This is a genomic window from Microbulbifer donghaiensis (assembly GCF_900129095.1).
Lineage (GTDB): Bacteria > Pseudomonadota > Gammaproteobacteria > Pseudomonadales > Cellvibrionaceae > Microbulbifer > Microbulbifer donghaiensis.
The window spans coordinates 265,810-288,973 of the sequence record NZ_FQVA01000004.1 but is presented as its reverse complement, the minus strand read 5'-3'; the positions used below and the strand labels follow the sequence as shown (position 1 = coordinate 288,973).

Annotated in this window: 20 protein-coding genes; 15 read left to right on the top strand and 5 right to left on the bottom strand. The window is 58.7% G+C overall.

Annotated features, from left to right (window positions below; genetic code table 11):
- Positions 1 to 217: 217 nt before the first annotated feature.
- Positions 218 to 1,447, bottom strand: coding sequence for an OmpA family protein (locus BUC36_RS14970; RefSeq protein ID WP_073276572.1), 1,230 nt, complete (start codon positions 1,445 to 1,447; stop codon positions 218 to 220).
- A 220-nt stretch (positions 1,448 to 1,667) separates the two neighbouring features.
- Between BUC36_RS14970 and BUC36_RS14965 the strand changes: the two genes are divergently transcribed.
- The 4 genes from BUC36_RS14965 to BUC36_RS14950 all read left to right on the top strand — a co-directional run bounded on the left by BUC36_RS14965 (position 1,668) and on the right by BUC36_RS14950 (position 7,637).
- Positions 1,668 to 2,879: an acetyl-CoA C-acetyltransferase gene (locus BUC36_RS14965; protein ID WP_073276570.1), complete on the top strand. Its 1,212-nt coding sequence runs from the start codon at positions 1,668 to 1,670 to the stop codon at positions 2,877 to 2,879.
- Between the two features lie 15 nt (positions 2,880 to 2,894).
- A complete protein-coding gene (locus BUC36_RS14960) occupies positions 2,895 to 5,066 on the top strand; it encodes a 3-hydroxyacyl-CoA dehydrogenase NAD-binding domain-containing protein (protein WP_073276568.1) in 2,172 nt (723 codons plus the stop codon).
- Between the two features lie 26 nt (positions 5,067 to 5,092).
- Positions 5,093 to 6,238, top strand: a complete 1,146-nt coding sequence (locus tag BUC36_RS14955) for an acyl-CoA dehydrogenase family protein (protein ID WP_073276566.1) — start codon at positions 5,093 to 5,095, stop codon at positions 6,236 to 6,238.
- Positions 6,239 to 6,410: 172 nt separating this feature from the next.
- Entirely contained in the window at positions 6,411 to 7,637 is a 1,227-nt protein-coding gene (locus BUC36_RS14950; RefSeq protein WP_234995016.1) for a CaiB/BaiF CoA transferase family protein, read from the top strand.
- Positions 7,638 to 7,682: 45 nt separating this feature from the next.
- On the opposite strand, the gene nhaA is transcribed toward BUC36_RS14950, so the two are convergent.
- Complete coding sequence (gene nhaA, locus BUC36_RS14945; protein ID WP_073276564.1) at positions 7,683 to 8,897, bottom strand: Na+/H+ antiporter NhaA; 1,215 nt, start codon at positions 8,895 to 8,897, stop codon at positions 7,683 to 7,685.
- A 160-nt stretch (positions 8,898 to 9,057) separates the two neighbouring features.
- Here nhaA and BUC36_RS14940 point away from each other — a divergent pair, with 160 nt between their 5' ends.
- Positions 9,058 to 10,593, top strand: coding sequence for a cryptochrome/photolyase family protein (locus tag BUC36_RS14940; protein ID WP_073276562.1), 1,536 nt, complete (start codon positions 9,058 to 9,060; stop codon positions 10,591 to 10,593).
- A 179-nt stretch (positions 10,594 to 10,772) separates the two neighbouring features.
- Positions 10,773 to 11,291 (top strand): DUF1993 domain-containing protein, encoded by a 519-nt coding sequence (locus tag BUC36_RS14935; RefSeq protein WP_073276560.1) that lies wholly within the window; start codon positions 10,773 to 10,775, stop codon positions 11,289 to 11,291.
- 155 nt (positions 11,292 to 11,446) lie between these two features.
- Here BUC36_RS14935 and BUC36_RS14930 read toward each other — a convergent pair whose 3' ends face one another.
- A complete protein-coding gene (locus BUC36_RS14930; protein ID WP_084536112.1) occupies positions 11,447 to 14,335 on the bottom strand; it encodes a M16 family metallopeptidase in 2,889 nt (962 codons plus the stop codon).
- 250 nt (positions 14,336 to 14,585) lie between these two features.
- Between BUC36_RS14930 and BUC36_RS14925 the strand changes: the two genes are divergently transcribed.
- The 6 genes from BUC36_RS14925 to BUC36_RS14900 all read left to right on the top strand — a co-directional run bounded on the left by BUC36_RS14925 (position 14,586) and on the right by BUC36_RS14900 (position 18,518).
- Positions 14,586 to 15,386, top strand: coding sequence for a helix-turn-helix transcriptional regulator (locus tag BUC36_RS14925; protein ID WP_073276558.1), 801 nt, complete (start codon positions 14,586 to 14,588; stop codon positions 15,384 to 15,386).
- A gap of 49 nt (positions 15,387 to 15,435) precedes the next feature.
- A complete protein-coding gene (locus tag BUC36_RS14920) occupies positions 15,436 to 15,888 on the top strand; it encodes a carboxymuconolactone decarboxylase family protein (RefSeq protein ID WP_073276556.1) in 453 nt (150 codons plus the stop codon).
- Positions 15,889 to 15,992: 104 nt separating this feature from the next.
- The gene (locus BUC36_RS14915; RefSeq protein ID WP_084536110.1) at positions 15,993 to 16,184 is read left to right on the top strand and encodes a YrhK family protein; all 192 of its coding nucleotides are present in this window, start codon (positions 15,993 to 15,995) and stop codon (positions 16,182 to 16,184) included.
- 151 nt (positions 16,185 to 16,335) lie between these two features.
- Entirely contained in the window at positions 16,336 to 17,109 is a 774-nt protein-coding gene (locus tag BUC36_RS14910; protein WP_073276552.1) for a nuclease-related domain-containing protein, read from the top strand.
- A 167-nt stretch (positions 17,110 to 17,276) separates the two neighbouring features.
- Entirely contained in the window at positions 17,277 to 17,768 is a 492-nt protein-coding gene (locus tag BUC36_RS14905) for a hypothetical protein (protein ID WP_073276550.1), read from the top strand.
- Positions 17,769 to 18,065: 297 nt separating this feature from the next.
- Positions 18,066 to 18,518 (top strand): hypothetical protein, encoded by a 453-nt coding sequence (locus BUC36_RS14900; RefSeq protein WP_073276548.1) that lies wholly within the window; start codon positions 18,066 to 18,068, stop codon positions 18,516 to 18,518.
- A 164-nt stretch (positions 18,519 to 18,682) separates the two neighbouring features.
- Here BUC36_RS14900 and BUC36_RS14895 read toward each other — a convergent pair whose 3' ends face one another.
- Both BUC36_RS14895 and BUC36_RS14890 read right to left on the bottom strand, forming a co-directional pair.
- Positions 18,683 to 19,087 (bottom strand): GFA family protein, encoded by a 405-nt coding sequence (locus BUC36_RS14895; RefSeq protein ID WP_073276545.1) that lies wholly within the window; start codon positions 19,085 to 19,087, stop codon positions 18,683 to 18,685.
- Positions 19,087 to 19,707 (bottom strand): glutathione S-transferase family protein, encoded by a 621-nt coding sequence (locus tag BUC36_RS14890; protein WP_073276543.1) that lies wholly within the window; start codon positions 19,705 to 19,707, stop codon positions 19,087 to 19,089. The genes BUC36_RS14895 and BUC36_RS14890 overlap by 1 nt, the downstream gene beginning before the upstream one ends.
- Before the next feature lie 119 nt (positions 19,708 to 19,826).
- On the opposite strand from BUC36_RS14890, the gene BUC36_RS14885 reads away from it, so the two are divergent.
- The 3 genes from BUC36_RS14885 (at position 19,827) to BUC36_RS14875 (ending at position 23,164) form a co-directional block, all read left to right on the top strand.
- Positions 19,827 to 20,792, top strand: coding sequence for a helix-turn-helix transcriptional regulator (locus BUC36_RS14885; RefSeq protein ID WP_073276541.1), 966 nt, complete (start codon positions 19,827 to 19,829; stop codon positions 20,790 to 20,792).
- A 215-nt stretch (positions 20,793 to 21,007) separates the two neighbouring features.
- On the top strand, positions 21,008 to 22,411 hold the full coding sequence (locus BUC36_RS14880; protein WP_073276539.1) for a MutS-related protein: 1,404 nt from the start codon (positions 21,008 to 21,010) through the stop codon (positions 22,409 to 22,411).
- Positions 22,412 to 22,510: 99 nt separating this feature from the next.
- On the top strand, positions 22,511 to 23,164 hold the full coding sequence (locus tag BUC36_RS14875; RefSeq protein ID WP_073276537.1) for a DUF1294 domain-containing protein: 654 nt from the start codon (positions 22,511 to 22,513) through the stop codon (positions 23,162 to 23,164).

Sequence of the window (23,164 nt, the reverse complement as noted above, 5' to 3'; positions counted from 1 at the left end):
AGTCAAAATTTAAGGCAAAGTGCTAGGACGAGTGTTTCGAACCGTCGGCGACAGGACGTCGCCGCCGGAGCTTACAGGGATGTATTCACAGCGTTTCGTAATACTCGTCCTAGTGCTTGGCCGCCACCGCACCGACTCAAAACGAAATGCGGGGGTTTATCAATAGTCTGAAAATCCCCGCACGCGCGGGGATTTTCTTTAGGGATTGCCGAACGGCTTATTCGAAGGTCACCACCCGCACACTGATGCGGCGATTCTTCTGCTTGCCCTCTTCGGTGGCATCATCGGCGATGGGTTTCGCTGAACCCATGCCGGTGGCAGTCACGCGGTTCGGATCAATGCCTTTGTCCGTCAGCATCTGGCGCACGGCGTCTGCGCGCTCCTGTGACAATTGCTGATTTGCCATCTCATCGCCCTCGCCGGACGTGTGCCCCTCGATAGCAATGGTCAGGCCCGGATTTTCCTGCATGATTTTCGCCAGCGCCTCGACATCCGGCACCGATGCACTGGTGACGTCGGCACTGTCTTTGGCAAACTCGATCGTCAGTGGGAACTCGCGATTGGGATCTCGCGCGGCGTTGGTCAGGTACTCGCGGAAGCTGCCGGCAAAGCCCTCCGCCTCTCCCGTAGCAGGTGCGCCACTGGTATCCGGTGGGGTCACCGCACCATTTGGCGTCTCCTCGATAATCACCGACTCCTCGTCCAGAATCACCTCGCCGGGTTTTTTCTCCACTTCCTGTTTCTTCGCACACATATTCAGTGCATAGAGTGCCGCCAGCGCAATCAGCAGCGGCCAGAACCACTTGCCGAAACCACCGCGTTTTTTCGCCGGCTCGTGGTGCAAGGCCTGCGGGCGCGGCTCCTGCGGCTGCGCGTGTCCGTGAGTTTCCAGGCGGCCGCCGAGGTCGGAGAAATCGGGTACGCCCAACTCATTGAGCAGGCCAGCGGGCAGCTTGTCTTTGATATGCGACTTCTGCCCAATCAGCAGGGCAGCGAGCTGGGAAATATCCAGGCCCTTGCTCTTCACCAGCCGGCTCAACAACGACATGACCACCGGTGCCGCGACCTTGAGCAGGCTGCCGCCATTGGCGCTGCCGCCACCGAGCGCTGCAGACACCAGCTCGCCGACGCGGCCGGCCTTGCTGCCGAAAATACCGTCCAGCATATTGGCGCCGCTTTTCTGCAGGGCGCCCATCTGTTCCGGATCTTTGAAGATATCGGTGATGGAGGAGAAATCTACAACGCCACTGTCGCTGATCATGTTGAACAGGCCGGCCATGCCGGTCTTGCTGCTGCCCTTGTTCAACATGCCGGCCAGCACGGAAGAGAGACCGGTATTTACCGCGGGTTCGCCGCGGTCGGCCGGCAGGCCGAGGGCGCCGGCCAGCGCGCCAATACCGTCAGAGCCCAGCTGGCGTATTGCCATGTCCAGTAGATTGTCCGCCATAGAAGACCTCGTCGTTTAATACCTCTAAACGTCTCCAATGAGTGTATGGCAGCAAAGTCGGCGGATTAGTTTGATTCCGAATAACCAGTAACCGGAAACCGCCGGTGTCTTTATGGTCACCCGCTGTCACCGGCGTCATCGTCCGTGGCGTCTTTCATCATTGCACCAGCGGCGGGCGCAACTAAGGTAATAACCACGAAATAATAAAGAGGCCTGAACCGTGCCGACAGAAGCTTTTATCTACGATGCCATCCGCACGCCCCGGGGCAAAGGCAAACCCGGCGGTGCCCTGTACGAAGTCAAACCGGTCACCCTGCTCGCCAACCTGCTGCGCGAGCTGCAGCAGCGCACGCAACTGGACACGCAGAGAGTCGATGACGTGGTCATGGGCTGTGTCACGCCGATCGGCGACCAGGGCGCCGATATCGCCAAGACCGCGGCTTTAGTAGCAGGCTGGGACTGGGATATCGGCGGCGTCACCCTGAACCGCTTTTGCGCCTCCGGTGCCTCGGCGGTGAATTTCGCCGCCGCCAAGGTGCGCTCTGGCTGGGAACAGCTGGTCGTCGCCGGCGGCGTCGAGTCCATGTCGCGGGTGCCGATGGGCAGCGACGGCGGCGCCTGGGCGGCGGATCCGCGCACCGCGCTGGACACCGGTTTCGCCCCGCAGGGCATCGGCGCCGATTTGATCGCCACCCTCGGCGGCTTCACGCGCGAGGATGTGGATGCGTTCGCGCTGCAGTCCCAGGAGAAGGCAGCCGCCGCCTGGGCCCGCGGCGCCTTCGCCAAGTCCGTCGTACCGGTGCGCGATCAGAACGGCCTGCTGATCCTCGATTCCGATCAGCTGGTGCGCCCGGACACCACGATGGAAGGGCTGGGACAACTGAAGTCCTCCTTCGCCGGCCTCGGCGAACTGGGCTTCGACAGTGTTGCCCGCGCCCGCTATCCCCAGGTGGAACGCATCAACCACGTGCACACCGCCGGCAACTCCTCCGGCATCGTCGATGGTGCCGCGGCACTGCTGATTGGCAGCGAACAGGCCGGCCGCGATCTCGGCATAACACCGCGCGCGCGCATCGTCTCCGCCGCGGTGGTCGGTACCGATCCCACCATCATGCTCACCGGCCCGGCGCCGGCCACGCGCAAGGCGCTGAAGGTCGCCGGACTGACCGCGCAGGAAATCGACCTGTACGAGGTCAACGAGGCGTTCGCCGCGGTGGTCATGCGCTTCCAGCGCGAACTGGATATCGATCCGGAAAAAATCAATGTGAACGGTGGCTCCATCGCCATGGGCCATCCCCTCGGTGCCACCGGCGCCATGCTGGTCGGCACGGTACTGGACGAACTGGAACAGCGCGGCCAGCGCTACGGCCTGGTCACCCTGTGCGTCGGTGGCGGCATGGGTGTGGCAACCATTATCGAACGTCTGGGTTAACGGGGGGGCTACAACATGAAATCCATTCGCCTGGAAAAAGACAGCGACAACATCATTCACCTGATCCTGGACAACCCCAACGCATCCGCGAATGTGATGGACCGGGATTTCGCCGTATCGCTGCGCGAGGCCGCCGAGCGCCTGAAGAAGGACGACTACGTTGGCATTATCGTGCGCTCGGCCAAGAAAACCTTTTTTGCCGGTGGCGACCTCAACTGGCTCTACGCCGCCGACCGCGAAGAGGCCGCGGAATTTTTTGCCTACTGCGAGGCGCTGAAAGCGGAACTGCGCTGGCTGGAATCCCACGGCAAGCCGGTGGTGGCGGCGATCAACGGCGCCGCGCTCGGCGGCGGCTGGGAACTGGCGCTGAGCTGCCATCACCGCATCGCGATCGACAGCCCGGCAGTAAAAATCGGTCTGCCGGAAGTCACCCTCGGTCTGCTGCCCGGCGGCGGCGGTTGCGTGCGCATGCCGCGCCTGCTCGGTATGCAGAATGCCCTGCCGTATCTGCTCGAAGGCAAACAGGTGGGCCCGCAACAGGCGCTGGAGGCGGGCCTGATTCACCAGACCGCAAAAGACGCCGACGAACTGCTCGAGCACGCCCGCGCCTTCGTGCTCGCCAACGCCGACACCGAAGTGCAGCAACCCTGGGATCAGCCCGGCTATCGCATGCCCGGCGGCGATGCCAGGAACCCGAAGAATGCGCAGCTGCTGGTCGTCGCACCGGCAATGCTGCAACAGAAGACCAAGGGCTGTTTCCCGGCGCCGGAAGCCATACTCGCCACCGTGGTCGAGGGCTCCCAGGTGGATTTCGATACGGCTAGCCGCATCGAGTCGCGCTACTTCGTCGAACTGGCCTGCGGCCAGGTGGCGAAGAATATGATCGGCACCCTCTGGTTCGGTCTCAACGCGATCAAGTCCGGCGCCTCGCTGCCCGAGGCTGCGCGCAGCTCTTTAAGCAAGAACGACGGGGAAACTACACCGCTCAGAAGGATCGGTATTCTCGGGGCCGGCATGATGGGTGCCGGCATCGCCTACGCCTGTGCGAGCAAGGGTGTCGAAGTGGTTCTAAAGGATGTCTCGCTGGAAGCCGCCGAGAAGGGCAAGGGCTACGCCGAGAAATCCCTGCAGAAACGGCTGCAGCGCGGGCGCATCGACGAACCCCGCATGCAGGCCATATTGTCCCGCATCCAGCCGACCGACAGCGCCGCCGAGCTGGAAGGCTGCGAGCTGGTTATCGAGGCGGTATTCGAGGACCGCGAGCTGAAGGCCAAGGTCACCGCGGAGGCCGAGGAACAGCTCGCCGACAGCGCCGTCTTCGCCTCCAACACCTCGACCCTGCCGATCACCGGCCTCGCCAAAGCCTCACAGCGGCCGAAAAATTTTATCGGCCTGCACTTCTTCTCGCCGGCCGACAAGATGCCACTGGTGGAAATCATCTGCGGCGAGCAGACCAGCGACGAGACCCTCGCGCGCGCCTTCGCCTTCGTGCTGCAGATCGGCAAGACGCCGATCGTCGTCAACGACAGCCGCGGCTTTTTTACCTCGCGGGTATTCGGTTGCTTTACCAACGAGGGTATTGCCATGCTCGGCGAGGGGGTTGATCCGGCCACCATCGAAAGTGCCGCGGCACTGGCCGGTTTTCCGGTCGGCCCGCTGGCGGTGAGCGATGAGGTGTCGCTGACATTGATGAGCAAAATCCGCCAGCAGACCATCAACGACCTGCAGCGCGAGGGCCAACCGGTGCCGTCGCACCCGGCGGACAAGGTCATCGACCATATGCTGGAACTGGGCCGCGCCGGCAAGGCCGCCGGTGGTGGTTTCTACAGCTACCCGGAAGATGCAAAGAAACACTTGTGGCAGGGACTGGCGAAGGAATTCCCCGCGGGTGAGCAACCGCCGTTCGAGGATGTGAAGGAGCGGCTGCTGTTTATCATGGCGATCGAGACGCTGCGCTGTTACGAGGAGCAGGTACTGCGCAGCGTGCGCGATGCCAATATCGGTTCCATCTTCGGCATCGGCTTCCCGCCGTGGACCGGCGGCGCGCTGCAGTACATCAACCAGTACGGCCCCGAAGCATTCGCACAGCGCGCGCGGGAACTGGCCGAGCAATACGGCGACCGTTTCGCGCCGCCGCAGACGCTGGTACAAATGGCCGAGGCCAACCTGCCCCTGACTGATCAATAATACGAATAATATTGCGGAGAAAAGCGATGATCCCGAGAACAGTCTTCAACGAAGATCACGAACAGTTTCGCAACACCGTGCGCAAATTCCTGGAAAACGAGGCCGCGCCCTATCACCACCAGTGGGAGAAGGACGGCCAGGTGGATCGCGAGCTGTGGACCAAGGCCGGCCAGATGGGTTTCCTATGCCCGCAGATCCCGGAGGAGTACGGCGGTCTGGGGCTGGACTTCGGCTACAACGCCATTGTCGCCGAGGAGATTTCCCGCGCCAATCTCACCGGTATCGGCTGGGGCCTGCACTCGGACATCGCCGTACCCTATATCGTCAACTACGGCAGCGAGGAGCAGAAACAGAAATACCTGCCCAAGTGCATTAGCGGCGAGATCATCACTGCGATTGCGATGACCGAACCGGGTACCGGTTCCGACCTGCAGAATGTGCGCACCACCGCGATCAGGAACGGCGATCACTATGTGCTGAATGGCTCCAAGACCTTTATCACCAACGGCCAGCTGGCCGACCTGGTGATCATAGTCGCGAAGACCAATCCGGACGAGGGCGCGGCCGGTGTCAGCCTGCTGCTCGTAGAGACCGCCAGCCCCGGGTTTAAGAAGGGCACCAACCTGGAAAAGGTCGGTATGAAGGCCCAGGACACCTCCGAGTTGTTTTTCGACGACGTCAAGGTGCCGGCGGAAAACCTGCTCGGCGGCGAGGGCCAGGGCTTTATCTACCTGATGCAGGAACTGGCACAGGAGCGCCTCGGTGTCGCCATCGGTGCGATTGCCAACGCGGAGGCGGGACTGCGCTGGACCGTCGACTATGTGCGCGAGCGCAAGGCCTTCGGCAAACCCATCGCCGCCTTCCAGAACACCCAGTTCAAGCTGGCGGAACTGGCCAGCGAGCTGACCGCGCTGCGCGTGTTCGTCGACCGCTGCATGGAACTGCACTACGAGAAGAAGCTGGACGCCAGCACCGCCGCCAAGGCCAAACTGCTGGCCACCGACTTCCAGTGCAAGCTGCTCGACGAATGCGTACAGCTGCACGGTGGCTACGGCTATATGTGGGAATACCCGATCGCCCGCGCCTGGGCCGACGCGCGCGTGCAGCGCATCTACGCCGGCACCAATGAAATCATGAAGCTGATCATTTCCCGCGATCTATTGAAGGACTGACAGCGAGCCCCGGGGCTCTCGTAGGATGGGCAAAGCGCAGCGTGCCCATCAGCCGCCACTTGATGGGCACGCTGCGCTTTGCCCATCCTACACAGCTGACAGCGAGCGACCCTCGTAGGAGCCTGCTTGCAGGCGAAAACAATGCACCATCGTCATTCCGGCCCAGGCCGGTATGACGACAACAAACACCCATGAAAATAATCAGCATATGCAGAACATTAACGGCCCACTAAAAGGCCTGAAAATCCTCGACTTCTCCACCCTGCTGCCCGGCCCCTACGCCACCATGTTGCTGGCGGATATGGGCGCGGAGGTGCTGCGCATCGAATCGCCGACGCGCCCGGATATGCTGCGCGGCCTGCCGCCGATGGTCGGCGGCGAACACCCCGTCTCCGCCGTCCACGCCACCATCAACCGCAACAAACAAGCCCTGGCCCTGGACTTGAAAGACCCGCGCGCCAAAGAAATTGTGCGGCGCCTGCTGGTGGAGTACGACATCATCGTCGAGCAGTTCCGCCCCGGTGTGATGGACAGGCTCGGCCTCAGCTATCACGCACTGCGCGAAACCCGCAAGGACCTTATCTACTGCTCCATCACCGGTTACGGCCAGACGGGTCCGCTCAAACAGCGCGCCGGCCACGATATCAACTACCTGGCCCTGTCCGGCCTCGCCAGCTATTCCGGCCGCGAACAGAGCGGCCCGAGTCTCAGCGGCACCCAGGTCGCCGATATCGCCGGCGGCTCGCATCACGCGGTAATGGGCATTCTCGCCGCCGTATACCAGCGCCAGCAGAGCGGCAGGGGCAGCCACATCGATATCAGCATGACCGACTGCGCCTTCGCGCTGAACGCCGTCAGCGGTGCCAATGCGCTGGCCGGCGCCGGCGACCCGATGCCCGAGCAGGAATTGCTGAATGGCGGCAGCTATTACGATTACTACCGCACCGCGGACAACCGCTACCTGTCCGTCGGCAGCCTGGAACCGCAATTCGCGGAGCAGTTTTTCACGGCCATCGGCCACCCCGAGTGGCTGCAGCGGGTACTGGAACCGGACCAGCAACAGCTCAAACAGGATATTGCCGCGGCCATTGCCATGGCCAAGCTCGATGACTGGATGCGCGTATTCGAAGCCTGCGATGCCTGCATCGAACCAGTGCTGAATTTCTCCGAGGCAACCGAGAGCGTGCTGATCAAAGAGCGGCAGATGTTGTGCGAAGCGGTACTCGCTAACGGCGATATCCAGCAACAGATCAATACACCGCTGACGTTCGATGGCCACAAGCCACGGCGCCACACCGCCGGCGCGCCGCTTGGCCAGCACACCCACGAACTGCTCAACGAACTCGGCTATACCCAGGAGGAAATCGAGCAGATGCAAGCGCAAGGAGTGGTTGCCTGACGAGGTAAAGCTGCGGCGCGCGCCCGCGCCGCCATGCCACACCGATCAGCCGCTATCCGCCGCCCCGCTAGGCGGGCCTGCAGGCTGGCGCAGCGCAAAGCGCAGCACGCCATAGCCGACGACGCCAGACAGGATGGAGCCAATCAGAATACCCACCCGCTCGTCGAAGAAACGGTCGACACCGGTTTCCTCGAACGCCAGCGAGCCGATAAACAGACTCATAGTGAAACCGATACCGCAGATCACCGCGACGCCGTACATGACCAACCAGGACATCCCCTTCGGCAGCTTCACGAGCCCGAGGCGCACGCCCAGCCAGCACAGGGAGAAGATGCCGACCTGGTTGCCGACAAACAGGCCCAGCGCGATTCCCAGCGGTACGTCGTGCAGGAAATAGCGCTCGTCCGCGCTGGCAAAATCCACGCCGGCGTTGGCAAATGCAAACAGCGGCAGTATCAGGTAGGTGACCGTAGGATGCAGGTCACGCTCCAGTTTCTTCAGCGGAGAAAATTCCGGATCGCGCCGTGTATACATCGGGATAAAAAACGCCAGCACCACCCCCGCCAGAGTCGCGTGGACGCCGCTTTTCAGCAGTGACGCCCACATCACCATTCCCACGGCAAAATAGGCGCGACGATGCTCGACGCCGGCCACCTTCATGATCGACAACACCAATACACAGCCCGTCGCCATCGACAGCGCGAACATTGAGATATTGTCGGTGTAGAAAAAGGCGATGATCAGGATGGCACCGATATCATCGAAAATAGCCAGGGACGTCAGGAATACCTTGGCGGAGCGCGGCACGCGGGAACCGAGCAGTGACAGCACGCCCAGCGCAAAGGCGATGTCCGTGGCCGCGGGGATCGCCCAGCCTTTCAGGGCCTCTGGATCATCCCAGTTGAATGCGACATAGATCAGCGCCGGCACTATCATGCCGCCGATCGCACCCAGCCCCGGCAGTATCACCTGCGAGCGCTGCGACAGCTCGCCCTCGATCAGCTCGCGCTTCAACTCCAGGCCGATCAGGAAGAAGAACACCGCCATCAGGCCGTCGTTGATCCACAGCAGCAGTGGCTTGTCGATCGAGAAATCGCCGACACTGATCTCCATCGGCGTCTGCAGCAACAGTGCGTAGATGTGTTCCAGTGGCGAGTTGGCCATCAGCAGCGCCAGCGCTGCCGCCAGAATCAACAGAATCCCACCCGCAGACTCAAGCTGGAAAAAGCGGCGTATAAAGCCCGTGTCCGGCCCCGGCATGGACCCTCCATGATTTATCGCGAACTTATATCTACGATAGCTCCCCGACTTCGGCTCACAGCGCTGCGTCGTTTTCTCCATCGCGGCTGGGCTAGGCTGTGCGTAACCACATCAACCCGCTGCGGCGCGAGCGACGGCGGCACGCGACAGGTGACGACCCGTGAAAACCCTGAGGCTGATTCTCGGCGACCAGCTCAATCACAAGCACTCCTGGTATCGCAATGACGACGAGGACACCCTGTACTTCATCGCCGAGATGCGCCAGGAAACCGACTACGTCAAACACCATATCCAGAAGGTGGTGGCCTTTTTCGAGGCCATGGCGGACTTCGCCGACTGGCTGCGCGCTCGTGGCAAAAATGTTATCCACTGGCGGCTCGACGATGCGGACAACACGCAGCACCTCGGCAAGAACATCGCCAAGTTGATCCAGCAGCACGGGATCGAAAAATTCGAATACCAGCTGCCCGACGAATACCGCCTCGACCAGCAACTCCAACAACTTGCCGACGATCTCAGCATCGACTGCGAGGCCTGCGACAGCGAGCACTTCCTCACCAGCCGCGGCGAACTGGCAGAATTCTTCGCCGGCAAACAATCGCTGCTGATGGAGAGCTTCTATCGCCATATGCGCAGGAAGCACGACATCCTGATGACCAGGGACGGAAGGCCCGAGAGCGACCAGTGGAATTTCGACCAGAGCAACCGCAACAAGTGGAAGGGCCAGCCGCAGATTCCCCACGAAAAAGGTTTCCGCAAGGATGTGCGCGCGACACTACAGCGCATTGAAGATGCCGGAGTGCAAACGTTCGGCGAAATTGACCCGCAACACTTCAACTGGCCCACCAGCCGCGAAGATGGACTGAAGGTACTGCGCTACTTCTGCGAACAGTTATTGGTCCACTTCGGCGATTACCAGGATGCGATGGACCCGCAGCAGGTCTACCTGTTCCACAGCCGCTTGAGTTTCGCGATGAACAGCAAGCTGCTGCACCCGCGCGAAGTCATCGATGCGGTCATCGAGCACTGGCAACAGAACAAAGACTCCATATCGATCAACGAGGTAGAGGGCTTCGTGCGGCAGATCCTCGGCTGGCGTGAATATATGCGCGGCGTCTACTGGCGGGAGATGCCGAACTACGCCCGCTGCAACCGCCTCGGCAACCGCAACGACCTGCCGCAGTTCTACTGGACAGCAGACACCAAAATGAACTGCCTGCACCACGCGATCAAAAACAGCCTGGAGCACGCCTTCGCCCACCATATCCAGCGGCTAATGATCACCGGCAATTTCGCCCTGCTGACCCAGGTGCACCCGGACCAGGTAGACGCCTGGTACCTGGGGATCTATATCGACGCGATCGAATGGGTCGAGATCACCAACACCCGCGGCATGAGCCAGTTTGCCGACGGCGGCCTGGTGGCGACCAAGCCGTATATCAGCAGCGGCAGTTACATTCACAAGATGAGCAATTACTGCGAGGGCTGCCATTACAAAGTGCAGGAAAAAATCGGGGACGACGCCTGCCCGTTCAACAGTCTGTACTGGAATTTCCTGGCGGAGAAGCGCGAGCGCTTCGAGCACAATCCGCGCATGGCGATGATGCTGAGCCTGCTGGACAAGCTACCGGCTGACGAGCTGCAGGCGCTGCGCACGCGGGCGCAACAGATTATCCGCAACCCCGATAATTACTAAATTCAAATGGCAAAACGATGACCGCGATGTGGCAATGCACTCGATGAAACAGCTCTAGAAAAACGCTTTCTCGCTATCGATCATTGGCCGCATGAGAAATTTTCCCGAGCGGGCCAACACTGCGTTAAAGTCGCCGGTCAGAGCACTTCAGACATCAACCTCCAAAAAGTGAGGCCTTCATGGCAAACAAGGAAATCAGTGAGATCAAGCGCATTTTCACCACAAGACTCGATACGCTCGATCACATTCTGTCGGTAGGCGAACAACATTTCCCGGATATGGACGCGATCATGCAGGAGCGTCTCGCCGAGGATATGTACCCGTTCGGCGCCCAGATCGCTTTCGTCTGCAATCAGCCCCTGGGATTTGCCCAGTGGTGCGCCGGCCAGCCGATAGAAAACCTCAGCAAAGAAGTGGACTCTCTGGCAACCGCGCGCCTATACATAGCGCAGTCCCGCGAGCAGGTTGGAGCCATTGCCGCGGATGACAGCAAGCTCGAAGAAATCAAGCGTATCGGTCTCGGGCCAGGTAGACACTGCGAGCTGCCGGCGCGACAGTATCTGAACGATTTCTTGATGCCTAACCTGTATTTTCATATCAGCATCGCCTACGCGATTCTGCGCAAGCTCGGCGCCCCCATCGGTAAGCTCGACTTCATGACTTATCTAGCGCCCCACGTCGTCGTGGAAGAAGCCTGATAAAGGCAGAAACGCGTGATTCTGTAGGATGGACAAGCACAGCGTGCCCATCGGAGATCCCGCTGATGGGCACGCTGCGCTTTGCCCATCCTACCGAAGAAAATTGCTTCACTTGGCGGCATGCGGGCCCGGAATTTTCCGGGTCCGCGCAGCGTTCAACTCGCTGCAGACTCCTCCGCCTGCCACGTCAGCGTCTCGCCATCCAGCAACTTCGGCTCACCCAGGCCCAGTTCCTGCAGGCGGCTGAACTGAGTCGCGCGATCGCCCACTACCACCCAGATCATCGAATCCGGCTGCATGTAGTTACCGGCAATGGCTTTCACCTTATCCACCGTCATGGCTTTGGTGATGGCCTCGCGCTCACGCACGTAGTCGGCGGGCCAGTCGTAGCGGCTCATATTTTCCAGCAGGCCGAGCTTGGCGGACGCGGTTTCAAAGGCGCGCGTGTTGCTGCGGATCAGGAAGGAGCGCGAGTTGTCCAGATCCTGCTCGCTATAGGTGGGCGCGTAGTCTTCGAGCATGTTGCGGATCAGCTGCACCGACTCCGCGGTGACGTTGGCACGCACGCCGCTGGCGATCCCGAAGTCGCCGCCGCTTTTGCCGGCGTCTATATCGGAATAGATGCCGTAGGTGTAGCCTTTGCCCTCGCGCAGCTGCTGCATCAGACGCGAGGCAAAGCCGCCACCGCCGAGAATGTAGTTGGTGAATACTGCCGGATAGTAATCCTCGGACAGCGCGGACATGGCCGGGCGGCCGATGCGCAGTACCGACTGCTTGGCCCCCGGCACGTCCACAAAGTAGATGCCCGGCGCCGCCACGACGGATAGCGGCTCGGGGATTTTCACTTCCCTCGCCGGCCAGCGCTTCGCCAGTGACTCAGTCGCCTTGAGGAAATCCTCGCGGCTGATATCCCCCACCACATGGGTGCGGCTCACCGACGGCGACAGGTAATCGCGGTGGAAGGCCTTGAGGTCGTCCATGGTTATCGCCGCGACAGATTCTTTGGTGCCGAGCAAACTGTAACCGCGGATGCTGTCCTTGCCGTGCAGCAGCCGCGCGAAGGCCTTGCCGGCAATCGCATTGGGCTCGGCCGCGGCGCGCTTGATCTGGCTGGTGACATTCTTCTTCGCCAGCACCAGTTCATTCGCATCCCAGCGCGGCTCCAGCAGCATCTCCTCCAGCAGCGCGAACACCGGCTCGAAGTTGCGCGCCAGCGTCGTGACATCGAAGCGGATCGCCTCCTCGTCGGCCGACACCTCGATGCTGGCCCCCAGTTTCTGGATCGCCGTTTCCAGTTCTTCCGGGGTGCGCTTGGCGGTGCCGCGCTCCATCAGCATCGCGGTCAGGTTGGCCACGCCTGTCCTGTCGAGTTGCTCATGCAGCTGGCCGCCGTCGATCACCAGGCTGAAGGTGACTGTCGGCACCTCGTCGCTCTCGATACCGGACACCTGCAGGCCGTTGGCGAGCTGCTGCTGCCACACCTGCGGCACCGCGGTTTCTGCCGGGTCGCCGTAGGAGGGCTCCACACTGCGGTCGAAGCTGGAAGGGGTCTGTTCATAGTCCGCCTGGGCCGAAGCATCGAACTGCTCCTCGGCGCCGTTGACGATCTGCTCTTCCACCACCTCCGCGACGCTGGAATCCGCCAGCGCCAGTTCTTTCTCACCGCGCGGCACGAAGCTCGCCGCCACGTAGGGCTTGTCCTTGAGGTACTTGTTGTACACCCGCTCGACATCCTCGGCGGTCACCGCCAACAGGCGCTGGATATCCTCGCTCACATAGCCGGCATCGCCCTGGTACACCTGGTACTGGGCCAGCTGGAAGCCCTTGCCCAGCACGCTGGCGAGGCCGTTGTAGAACTCAACCTCCTGGCCCGCCTTGATCCGCTCCAGGTCCTCCTCGGCGATGCCCTCCTGCTCGAACAGCGCGAAGGCCTCTTCGATACCGGCATAGACATCGTCCAGGTCGCGGCCCTCGAAGGCGTGCACCTGCAGCTGCACCTGGCCGGCCAGCTCGGATTCGTAACTGTCCATGGACACGTCCGCGGTCAGCTGCTCGTCTTCCACCAGCACCCGGTACAGGGGCGCGCGCTTGCCGTCGGACAGGTATTCCAGCAGCACCGCCAGCGGGTAGCTGTCCGGGTGGTAGCGCTCCACGGTCGGCCAGGCCAGCGTCAGCGCCGGCTCGCGGGCGAAGTTGTCCTCGTGGTAGCGGCGCACTGACTCTTTCAATACCGCCGGCTGCTTGGGCGCGTGCTCGATGGCCTCGCCCACCGGTACCTCGCCGAAGTACTTCTGCACCCACGCCTTGGCCTGCTCCGGATCGAAATCCCCGGCCACCACCAAAGTCACGTTGTTGGGCACATACCAGTGGCGGAAGAACTCCTTCACATCGGCAAGGGTCGCGTTCTGCAGGTCTTCCAGCGAACCGATCACCTGCCAGCTGTAGGGGTGGCCCGCCGGGTAGAGGTTGCGGTCGATCACGTACTGGGTGTGGCCATAGGGACGGTTGTCGTAGCTCTGGCGCTTCTCGTTCTTCACCACCTGCTTTTCCTTCGCCAGCACCGGCTCGGTCACGGTGTTGATAAACCAGCCCAGCTTGTCCGCCTCGGCCCACAGCATCTTTTCCAGCGCGTCCTTCGGTACCGTCTGGTAGTAGTTGGTGACATCGCGGGAGGTGGAACCGTTGGCCCCGGAACCGCCGATGCGCGCACTCATCGCATCCAGCCCACCCTTGCCCAGGTTCTCGGACTCCAGAAATAGCAGGTGCTCGAACAGATGCGCAAAGCCGGTGCGGCCTTCCTTCTCCCGCGCCGAACCGACATGGGCCGTCAGCGACACCGCCACCACCGGATCGGAGCGGTCGATATGGAACAGCACATTGAGGCCGTTCGGCAGCTGGAACTGCTGGTAGTCGATGGCGAACTGGGACGCGTGTTCCGGCTGCAGCTTGGATTCGGGTTTGGAGCGATCGCAGCCGATCAGGCCGAGCGCCGGGATGGACGCGGCGGCCAGCAGGGCCACGGAGGCCGTAAGGTTCCTGAGCATGGGGGGTCCTGTGCATTGCTATGGGCAGGAAGATAGCAGGAGTGGTGGGATTGGGCGACTAGTGGCTAAAGACGTATAGCTGACTTTACCCTTAATAGAGTAAACCTGAAGACAGCCTAGGGCAGTCCACACCCACTTGACCACTACAGGCCAGCCCATGGGCGAACTCTATTTTTGAAACCGGTAATGCCAGACCTGTCAACGCGTTAAAATACCCAACGAGCGTGCCTTTACTACAAGCGAGATCGAATTGAGAGAAGAGCAGGATATAGACGAGTTCCGCTATCTGGGATTCCGCCGATTTTTGCCGGTGGGCGCCCTCAGCCACAGAGTAGAGTGTTACTGGTCTACGGGGAGTATTTTGTCCCCCCAGACAGTCTTCACGGAAACGCTGTATCCGGACGGGGGCGCCAGTCTTTCGATTGATCTCGGAAGCCCGGATCGCAGCTCCTGCTTTCAGTTCAACTCTGCTATTTCCCGTTCTCAATTTTCCTCCAGCAGCCTCATACTGAGTATCCGATTCAGGCCCGGCGCCCTTTTCCATCTGTTTGGTATAAGCCCCCAGGACTGCAACGACATTGTAGTGCCAGTGCAACACCTGCTGACGCCAATACAACTATCACGGTTTTTTGCGCTAGTTGACAGCCTGACCCCCTCAGACGTCATATCGTCACTGACGAAAATTGAAGAGTGGCTGTTGGAAATAGAGCTCAGTACGGAAAGAAGCACAGGTCGAGTCGAACGTGCACTAGCCCAACTTGCACCCACCGACACCGTCGAGAGCATGGCGGAAGCGGCCGGAACCAGCGTCAGGACACTGGAGCGGCAGTTCAGGCTTGAAGTCGGCATGACCCCGTCACAGGTATTGCAATACCGCCGGATGAAGCTAGCTCGCGCACAACTGTCCCTATCAAATACCCATTTGGCAAAAGTAGCACTGATTTGTGGCTTTTACGATCAGGCACATTTCACTCGAACTTTTACCCGCTTTGTAGGGGAGACCCCTAGCACCTACCGGTCACGTAAATTGTCGGATATTTACAAGACCTAACATCCTTCAGCAGAGATACTTTGGCCCACCAACAGCCGAGGGCAAATCAATGACTGCCAGAATGTCAGCTTCCGACTTATACCAATCCTCCCCCGACATACCCAATGCATTGGAAATGCTCAGTAACTTTGCAGCCCAAGAGGGCACAATTGATGCCGGCCTCGGCCATTTGACCAGGCTGCGCGTTTCCCAGATCAACAATTGCTGCTATTGCCAGCGTTTACATGCAGAAGATGCGCGCAAAAGTGGTGTCCCCCAAGCTCATCTCGATGTTCTGCAGGCCTGGAGAGAAGCCAAATGTTTTAGTGCACGTGAAAAATTGGCGTTTCGCTGGGCTGAAGCGCTAACCTGCTTGCTCCCTGACGGCGTTACTGACACCCTATACCAGGCAGTGGAGCAAGAATTCGGCCGTCAAGGATTGCTTGCTTTGACGGCGTTGATACTGGAGATCAACAGCTGGAACCGGGTATCGATCAGCTTGGCATTACAGCCCGACTTCTAAATTTAGAATTGAGTATTAATTGGACACAGTGTCCATCAATGTTCTTACAACATGAGCAACACGGACAGACCGCGCGCCCGTGAATTTGGATCAGGAATCTGTTAATGATTAAGCGAATAGTCCATATGGTTTTGATGATTTTCGCCAGCGTGTTTTTCCTGGTAGGCAGCATTCTATTCCTGCCCAACTTCGCCGACCACTCCGTGACTGGCGTCTGGTGTTTTGCCACCGGATCTTTTATCCTGCTGATCACTTCGGTGACAGATTTAATTGAGGAAATATTCTTCAAAACTTAATAGCTCAAGATGAGCCGGCTGCGGCAGTGGCATCAGACTGCACACTGGCAGCCGGCCTAGCTAATTATTCAAACCTTGTCATGGATCAAGAAGTCAGCCGCCCAATAAATTGATCCTTTGGGTCAATTATCGATATAACAATATTAACGATATGAACTTCGATCCACTTATAAATCAAGCACTATCGGTTGCATATTGGCTTCTACCAATTGCATTGATTGCCGCCATCTTGAAAAACCCCTGGTTCAAGGGGATTTTTGGCGAAGCATTGGTAACTTTCTTTGGCTGGCTTCTCCTGCCAACCAATGTATATCAACGAATACACAATGTTACCCTGCAGACCCAGGACGGGACTACACAAATAGATCACATCTTCGTTTCCCGTTTCGGCATCTTCGTGGTGGAAACCAAAAATATGCAGGGTTGGATACTTGGCGGGGAACACCAGGCGCAGTGGACGCAGCGGATCTACAAAAAATCCTTCAAGTTCCAGAATCCACTTCGGCAGAATTACAAGCACGTAAAATCGCTGCAAGCAATATTGAACGTACCACAGGACACGATTCACTCCGTGGTAGTCTTTGCCGGCAACAGCACTTTCAAGACACCGATGCCCGCCAACGTCACCAAAGCTGGCGGCTATATCCGTTATATCAAATCCTTTCAGATCCCCGTGCTGACAGAAAGCCAGGTCCAGGCAGCGGTAAGTCAGATCCAATCCGGTCGCCTAGCGCCCACGCGAGAAACGCACCGGCAGCACGTACAGCAGCTAGAAGCTCGCAACAATCCCAATGCGGAAAGACTCTGCCCCAAATGCGGCAATCAGATGATCAAGCGCACTAGCAAACGAGGATCGAAAGCGGGCAAACAATTCTGGGGTTGTTCGGCATTCCCGCAATGCAAGACGATTCAGCCAATCAACTGAGCAAGTGGGGGGGGGACATACATGAGATCTCCCATTTATAAATAGGTTTATATTTTTCAGCAATGCCAAGCAAAACGGCTGTACGGAGTGTACTTTTTCACGAAGAAATACGGCTCACCTCACAGCAGCATTCAAACTAGCAATACATTTACGAGTGATTAACGATTATGAGATATGAGTATAAAAGCGAAGCTTCCGCAATTATCACATTCGACGCCAAGGGAACATCGGGATTAGCGGAGAACGTAGAGCTAAAATTCAGCACCGTCCATATTCGCCTGTATAAGTCAGAGGACAAGCCTGGTTTTTTCAGTGGGGCCCTGGCAGTTGCTGCCCACAAGGACGATGAGGGCTATGTTTTGGAACTCTCCTTGAATGACTCGCTTAGAAGTAGGAACTGGGAGCACGAAGAGATTCCGAGCTTTGACTATGATTTTGATACAGGAGAGCCAAGCGGATTTTACTACGAGACCCAACTCAACGACCATGATTTCAACAGCATAACCAATGCCGTGCGCTGCCACTTCAGCGAAAAAATTGAGGACGGCCGTCACCTACTGTTTTTTGATGTGAAAATCGATGGTACGTCGTTTCGGGGTCACGCACTGATCGACGAGGAGCTATACCACATAAAAAGCAAAGAAATTAGCGGGAGATAATTGATCTTAAACCAGATCGGCGGCAATAAACAAAACGCTTTAATTTCATTCTGTCAAATATATGATACTAGATGAAGGTTCTGGCATTACACGCACTCCAACAAATTAAAGTTATAAAATTTATCTAACCCCGATAAAGCAATTGAAATCAGAGTAAAATTTCGGCAGGTAACTCACCCAGAGAACCTGCAGTAAGCGTTCTAGCAACACTCTTCTCTATTGACCCCAAGCTTGAATACTGGAAGAGTGGTGTAAACCTCATAAAACCATCATACAAGCAGAACAGGGAAATTTAGAGTGAAAAAGATAATACCTTTTGCAATTGCACTAAGCGCATTTATTTCTGGATGCAACTCCGCACATGTTAAAGAGCAGAGTGATGGCAGCTTGCATGGCGGCATTATCACTATAAAAGGACAGAGTAAGGTATATGCAGAAGTCACGATCAATGAAGGCAAGATCGTAGACGTTACCCAAGTAGAGAGTGTTCTAAACCCAGAGAAAACTGTCGCTTTTGAGTTCAGTGAGACCGAGAACGGAACCATGCTGTCCGTTAAAAATCCTTTCGAACTGCCCATCAAATACCATATCAACATGGTTGATTACTCTGGGAACTTCCATAAGACAAGCAGCTGTCCGGTTATGGCTGGCGGAGGTGCTTTTGAAAGCTGGCCTCACCCCATACCACAACTGGTGATATCCAATTTCCGCTTTCTGGGAGAAAACCAGGCTTTTACTTGCACTTATTAGCCCAAACGCCTCCTGTAGCAGAACGCAGAGCTTTCGATCCAACTCTTGGCATATAAGTACTTCTACAGGATTTATCCACGCCTAGGAAAATCCCTCTAAGACGGATTCTTGAAGAAGACTCAGAACCCAAGTAGCTGGGCGGCCAAAGAAGGCCGCCCTAACGGTTACAGATGGCGGGTTTCCGCCGGTGTGTTCCACCAGTTGTCGTTACGCCCGTCGAAGTATTTAACCGGCGTATCGATCAGCTCCTGCGGAGTGATATTGTCCAGCGCAGACAAATAGACGGCGACATAATCGCCACCAAGTTCCTCCACATGTCCCTTGCCGAACGAGCGCACACCGCAGTGCTTGCAGAACAGGTGGTGTGCCTGCTTGCTGCCAAACTGATAGTTGCTGAGCGCCTCCTCGCCCCGCAGCAGGCGGAAGTCGCCCGGCTTGATCAGCGCACCCCATTCGCGGGTCTTGGTGCAAATGGAACAATTGCATTTGCCGGTGCCGGCGCTCAGGTCGATATCCGCCTCATATTGCACCGCGCCGCAGTGGCAGCTGCCCTGGTAGGTCTTTTTCATCAGACCGTTGCCTCAAGTGCGTCATCTTTTTCCGTGGCGCGGCGATAGGCATCGCGCGCCGTAACCCGCTTCGCGTAGTCGATGAATTCGATGCGCTTTTCGATGGTGCCGAATTCCAACCCCCAGGCGATCTGGGATCCCACGTAGACATCGGCGGCGGTAAAGCGCTCGCCCGTTACGTAGGTGTGGCCCATAAACCAGTTGGAAAGGTTGTCCAGCGCTGCCGCGTAGCTGCCGTAGCCGACCGTCATTTGCTTCTCTGCATCCGGCTTCACCCCGAATATCTTGAAGTCGGTAATCGCCGCCTCCAGTGGTCCGGCGGCAAAGATCAGCCAGCGGTAGTAGCTGGCGCGCTCTTCGGGCAGCGGTGCCAGTCCCGCTTGCGGGAAAGCTTCCGCCAGATAGGCACAGATGGCCGCGCCCTCGGTCACCACCTGGTCGCGGTGCACGATGGCCGGCACCTTGCCCATCGGGTTGATCTTGAGATAAGCGGGCGCCTTCATGCTGCCGCCGTATTCGAGAATCTCCGTGCGATAGGGCGCACTCACCTCTTCCAGCATCCAGCGCGTTGTGCGACCGCGGGACTGCGGGTTGGTATAGAACATCACTTCATCTTGCATAGCAGCTCTCCGTTGCTCTTCATTTCTCTTCGGTTGTTAGTGCCTGTGAAAGGAACGGGAGCACTGTATTTGTTAAATAGGCTATATTCCGCCCTAATAAATTTTGCGGGATGCAAGTCATGTCGAATCCGACGACACGGGTGCTGGCACTGCTGGAGCTGCTGCAGATCCACGACAACGCCAGCGGTAGCGAACTGGCGCAGATGCTCGGCGTGGACGGCCGCACGCTGCGTCGCTACATCGCCACCCTCGAGGAGATCGGTATTCCGTTGACGGCCGAGCGCGGGCGCTATGGCGGTTACCGACTGGTGTCTGGCTACAAGCTGCCGCCGATGATGTTCACCAACGAGGAGACGCTGGCCATTTCCCTGGGCCTGCTGGCGGCGCGCAGCCTCAGTGTGGGCGAGGTCTCCACCGCCGTCGCCAGTGCTCAGGCCAAGCTCGAGCGGGTCATGCCGCAGAAACTGAAACAGCAACTGCGCGCACTCGGTGACAGTGTCACCCTGGATCTGGTGCCGTCGTCGGCACCGGACAGTGTCACGCTGGCAACCCTGGCCGCCGCCACCCAGAATAGATGCCGCACGGTGTTCGACTACACCGGCGGTAGCGGTAACGGCAAGGGTGATGGGAGTGCGACGCGGCGCGAATTCGACCCCTATGGTTTGGTGTTCCGCCGCGGTCGCTGGTACGCGGTGGGACACTGCCATTTGCGCGCAGATCTGCGCACCTTCCGTCTCGACCGTATGCAGCAGTTGCGCCGGCTGGAAATTCCTTTTCAGCGGCCGCAGGATTTCGATGCCGCCGCTTATCTCACCAGCAGTTTTGCCAGCATGGACTCAGGCATTGAAGTGGAGCTGTTGCTGCATACGGACCTGGCGAATGCCAGCGCCGTGCTCGGCGACGAGCTGGGCCTGCTGACACCCAAAGGCGACGCGGTGCTGTGGCGCGCGCACACCGGCTGCCTGAACTGGTTTGCCACGCAACTGGTGCGACTGCCATTTACCTTCGAGATTCTCACGCCGTCGGAGCTCAGGGGTGAGTTGCGCCGCCAGGCCGAGAAACTCCTCGGCATCGCGATGGCTTAATTGATATGAATGTCGACGAGTGCGGCGACCGAAATAGTCCCGCCACTGCTACTTAGAAAATTCCCAGTTCAATACAAATCCGCCCCGATGAGCATGGATTGCATTCGCGTCAAGTTCTGCTTAAATAGCCAGCACGAACAACAATAAATACCATTTCGAACTTTTGCGTAATAGGTTCACTCCACAGGTTCTCTTTGCCAACTGGAAGCTCGCCCATGCCGACCAGCAGCACTAAGCCCGACCTTCTCGGCATCGATTCCCACACGTTCAAAGATCTGGAAATCTTGGAAGCCGATACGGGTGATGCGAGCCTGTTCGACTTCTGTAATCGGACGCGCTCCGCCGGCGGCGCGGCGGCACTGCGGCGGCGCATGCAGAATCCCTGGGCCAGCGCGAAACGTATTGATGCTACCCAGCAAGCCATTCGCTTTATCACCGAGCAGCGCGCGCTCTTCAAAGAAATGCCCTCCGTGTATGCCATCGAAGGCACACAGGCTTACCTGCATGAAATTCTGCCAAGCCTGGATTTCCGCAACCAACTGGAGTTTGCGTTAGGCGCCCTTCAGGTCTGGATCAACCAGGACAGCCACTATTTCAGCATTGTGCGCGGCGCCCAATCCGCCTGTCGATTGATCCGGGGACTGCGCAATTTTGTCGTACTGCCACACCTACAAAAGGCCACGGGTGAACTGGGCCCGCTGCTGCGCCAGTTGCGCGTGCTGTTGACGCGCCCGAACTTCCGCCTGGTGCCGGATTTTGATATTGGGAGCCAGAGCACCTGGAGAATCCTGAGGCTCGACCAGGACCTGCGCGTCAAAGAAAAGGACACGCTCAACCGCCTGCTGACACTGGTCTATGAACTGGATGCACTGGTATCGATGGCCGATGCCAGCGCCGAACACGGCTTTGTCACGCCGGAAATCTGCACCGGCCCGATGCAGGTTAAGGCCGAGGGCCTCTACCATCCGTATCTCACCAATCCCGTCGCCAATCCCGTGTCGCTCAACCAGCAGCACCGCATTCTATTTCTCACCGGCCCCAATATGGCCGGCAAGACCACCTACCTGCGCGCATTTGCCACCGCGCTGTACCTCGCCCACCTGGGCATGGGTGTACCGGCGCAGTCTTTCCGGTTTGTGCCGGTGCAATGGCTGTTCAGTTCCATTTCGCTGGCCGACGACCTGCGGCGCGGTGTGAGCTACTTCCGCGCGGAGGCGCTGCGCGTAAAGACGGTGGCCGAGGCCGTCGCGCAGGGTGAACGGGTGCTGGCGCTGATGGACGAACCATTCAAGGGTACCAACGTCAAAGATGCGTTCGAGGCATCGCTGGCCATCCTCGAGCGCTTCTCTACTCGCGAGAACTGCCTGTTTATGTTTTCTTCCCACCAGATCGAACTCAGCGATCACCTGCACCGCCTGCACAACCAGGTGGACTGCCGCTACTTCGAGGCCGTGGAGAGTGGCGAACGGCTGCACTTCGATTACCAGTTGCGTGCCGGTATTTCCGACCAGAGACTGGGAATGCGGGTACTGCGAGAAGAGGGAATATTTGACCTGCTGGATCGGGAAGTAAACCAGATCGCAGACTCCTCACAGACAGAACCGCTTGAGAACAGTTAGTTTTTTATTTTCCAGTACCAGAATTTGAGTGGCACACACTTTGCGCCAGCCCTGAACTCCCGCACAATTCACCTACTTAATTGATACCGGGCTCAATGTATGTCCGCACAATCAGCGTCCGCCGGAAGCCGCGTAAAGGGCAAGATCAGCAATTGGAACGACGACAAGGGATTCGGCTTTGTTGAGCCAATGCCTGGGGGTAAGCGGGTCTTTATCCATATCAAGGCGTTTACCAATCGTCAGCGTCGACCGGAGACGGGCGAGGTGGTGACTTACGAGCTGTCTGCCGACCGGCAGGGGCGCCCTTGTGCGAGCAAGGCCGTGCTGGCCGGGGATAAGCCGCGCAACCGGCGTAAGCGTGGTGGATCGGGGGCAGCGCTGTTCGGTCTGATATTTTTCGGGCTGGTCGGCGCCTCGGTAGCGTTCGGGAAATTACCCCCGCTGGTGCCGATGCTCTACGCGGGCATGAGCCTGCTGACCTACCTGTTCTATTACGTGGACAAGTCCGCCGCGCGCAGCGGTGACTGGCGCACCAAGGAAAGCACACTCCATCTTATGGCCCTGCTGGGCGGCTGGCCCGGTGCCTTGCTGGCGCAGCAGAGGCTGCGGCACAAATCCCGCAAGCAGCCGTTCCGGTTCATATTCTGGCTGACGGTGCTCGGCAATCTGGGCGCTCTGGCCTGGCTCCACACGGCGGAGGGTTCCGCTTACCTGCGCATGCTACTGGGCAGCTACAGCAGCTTTCCTTTTTGA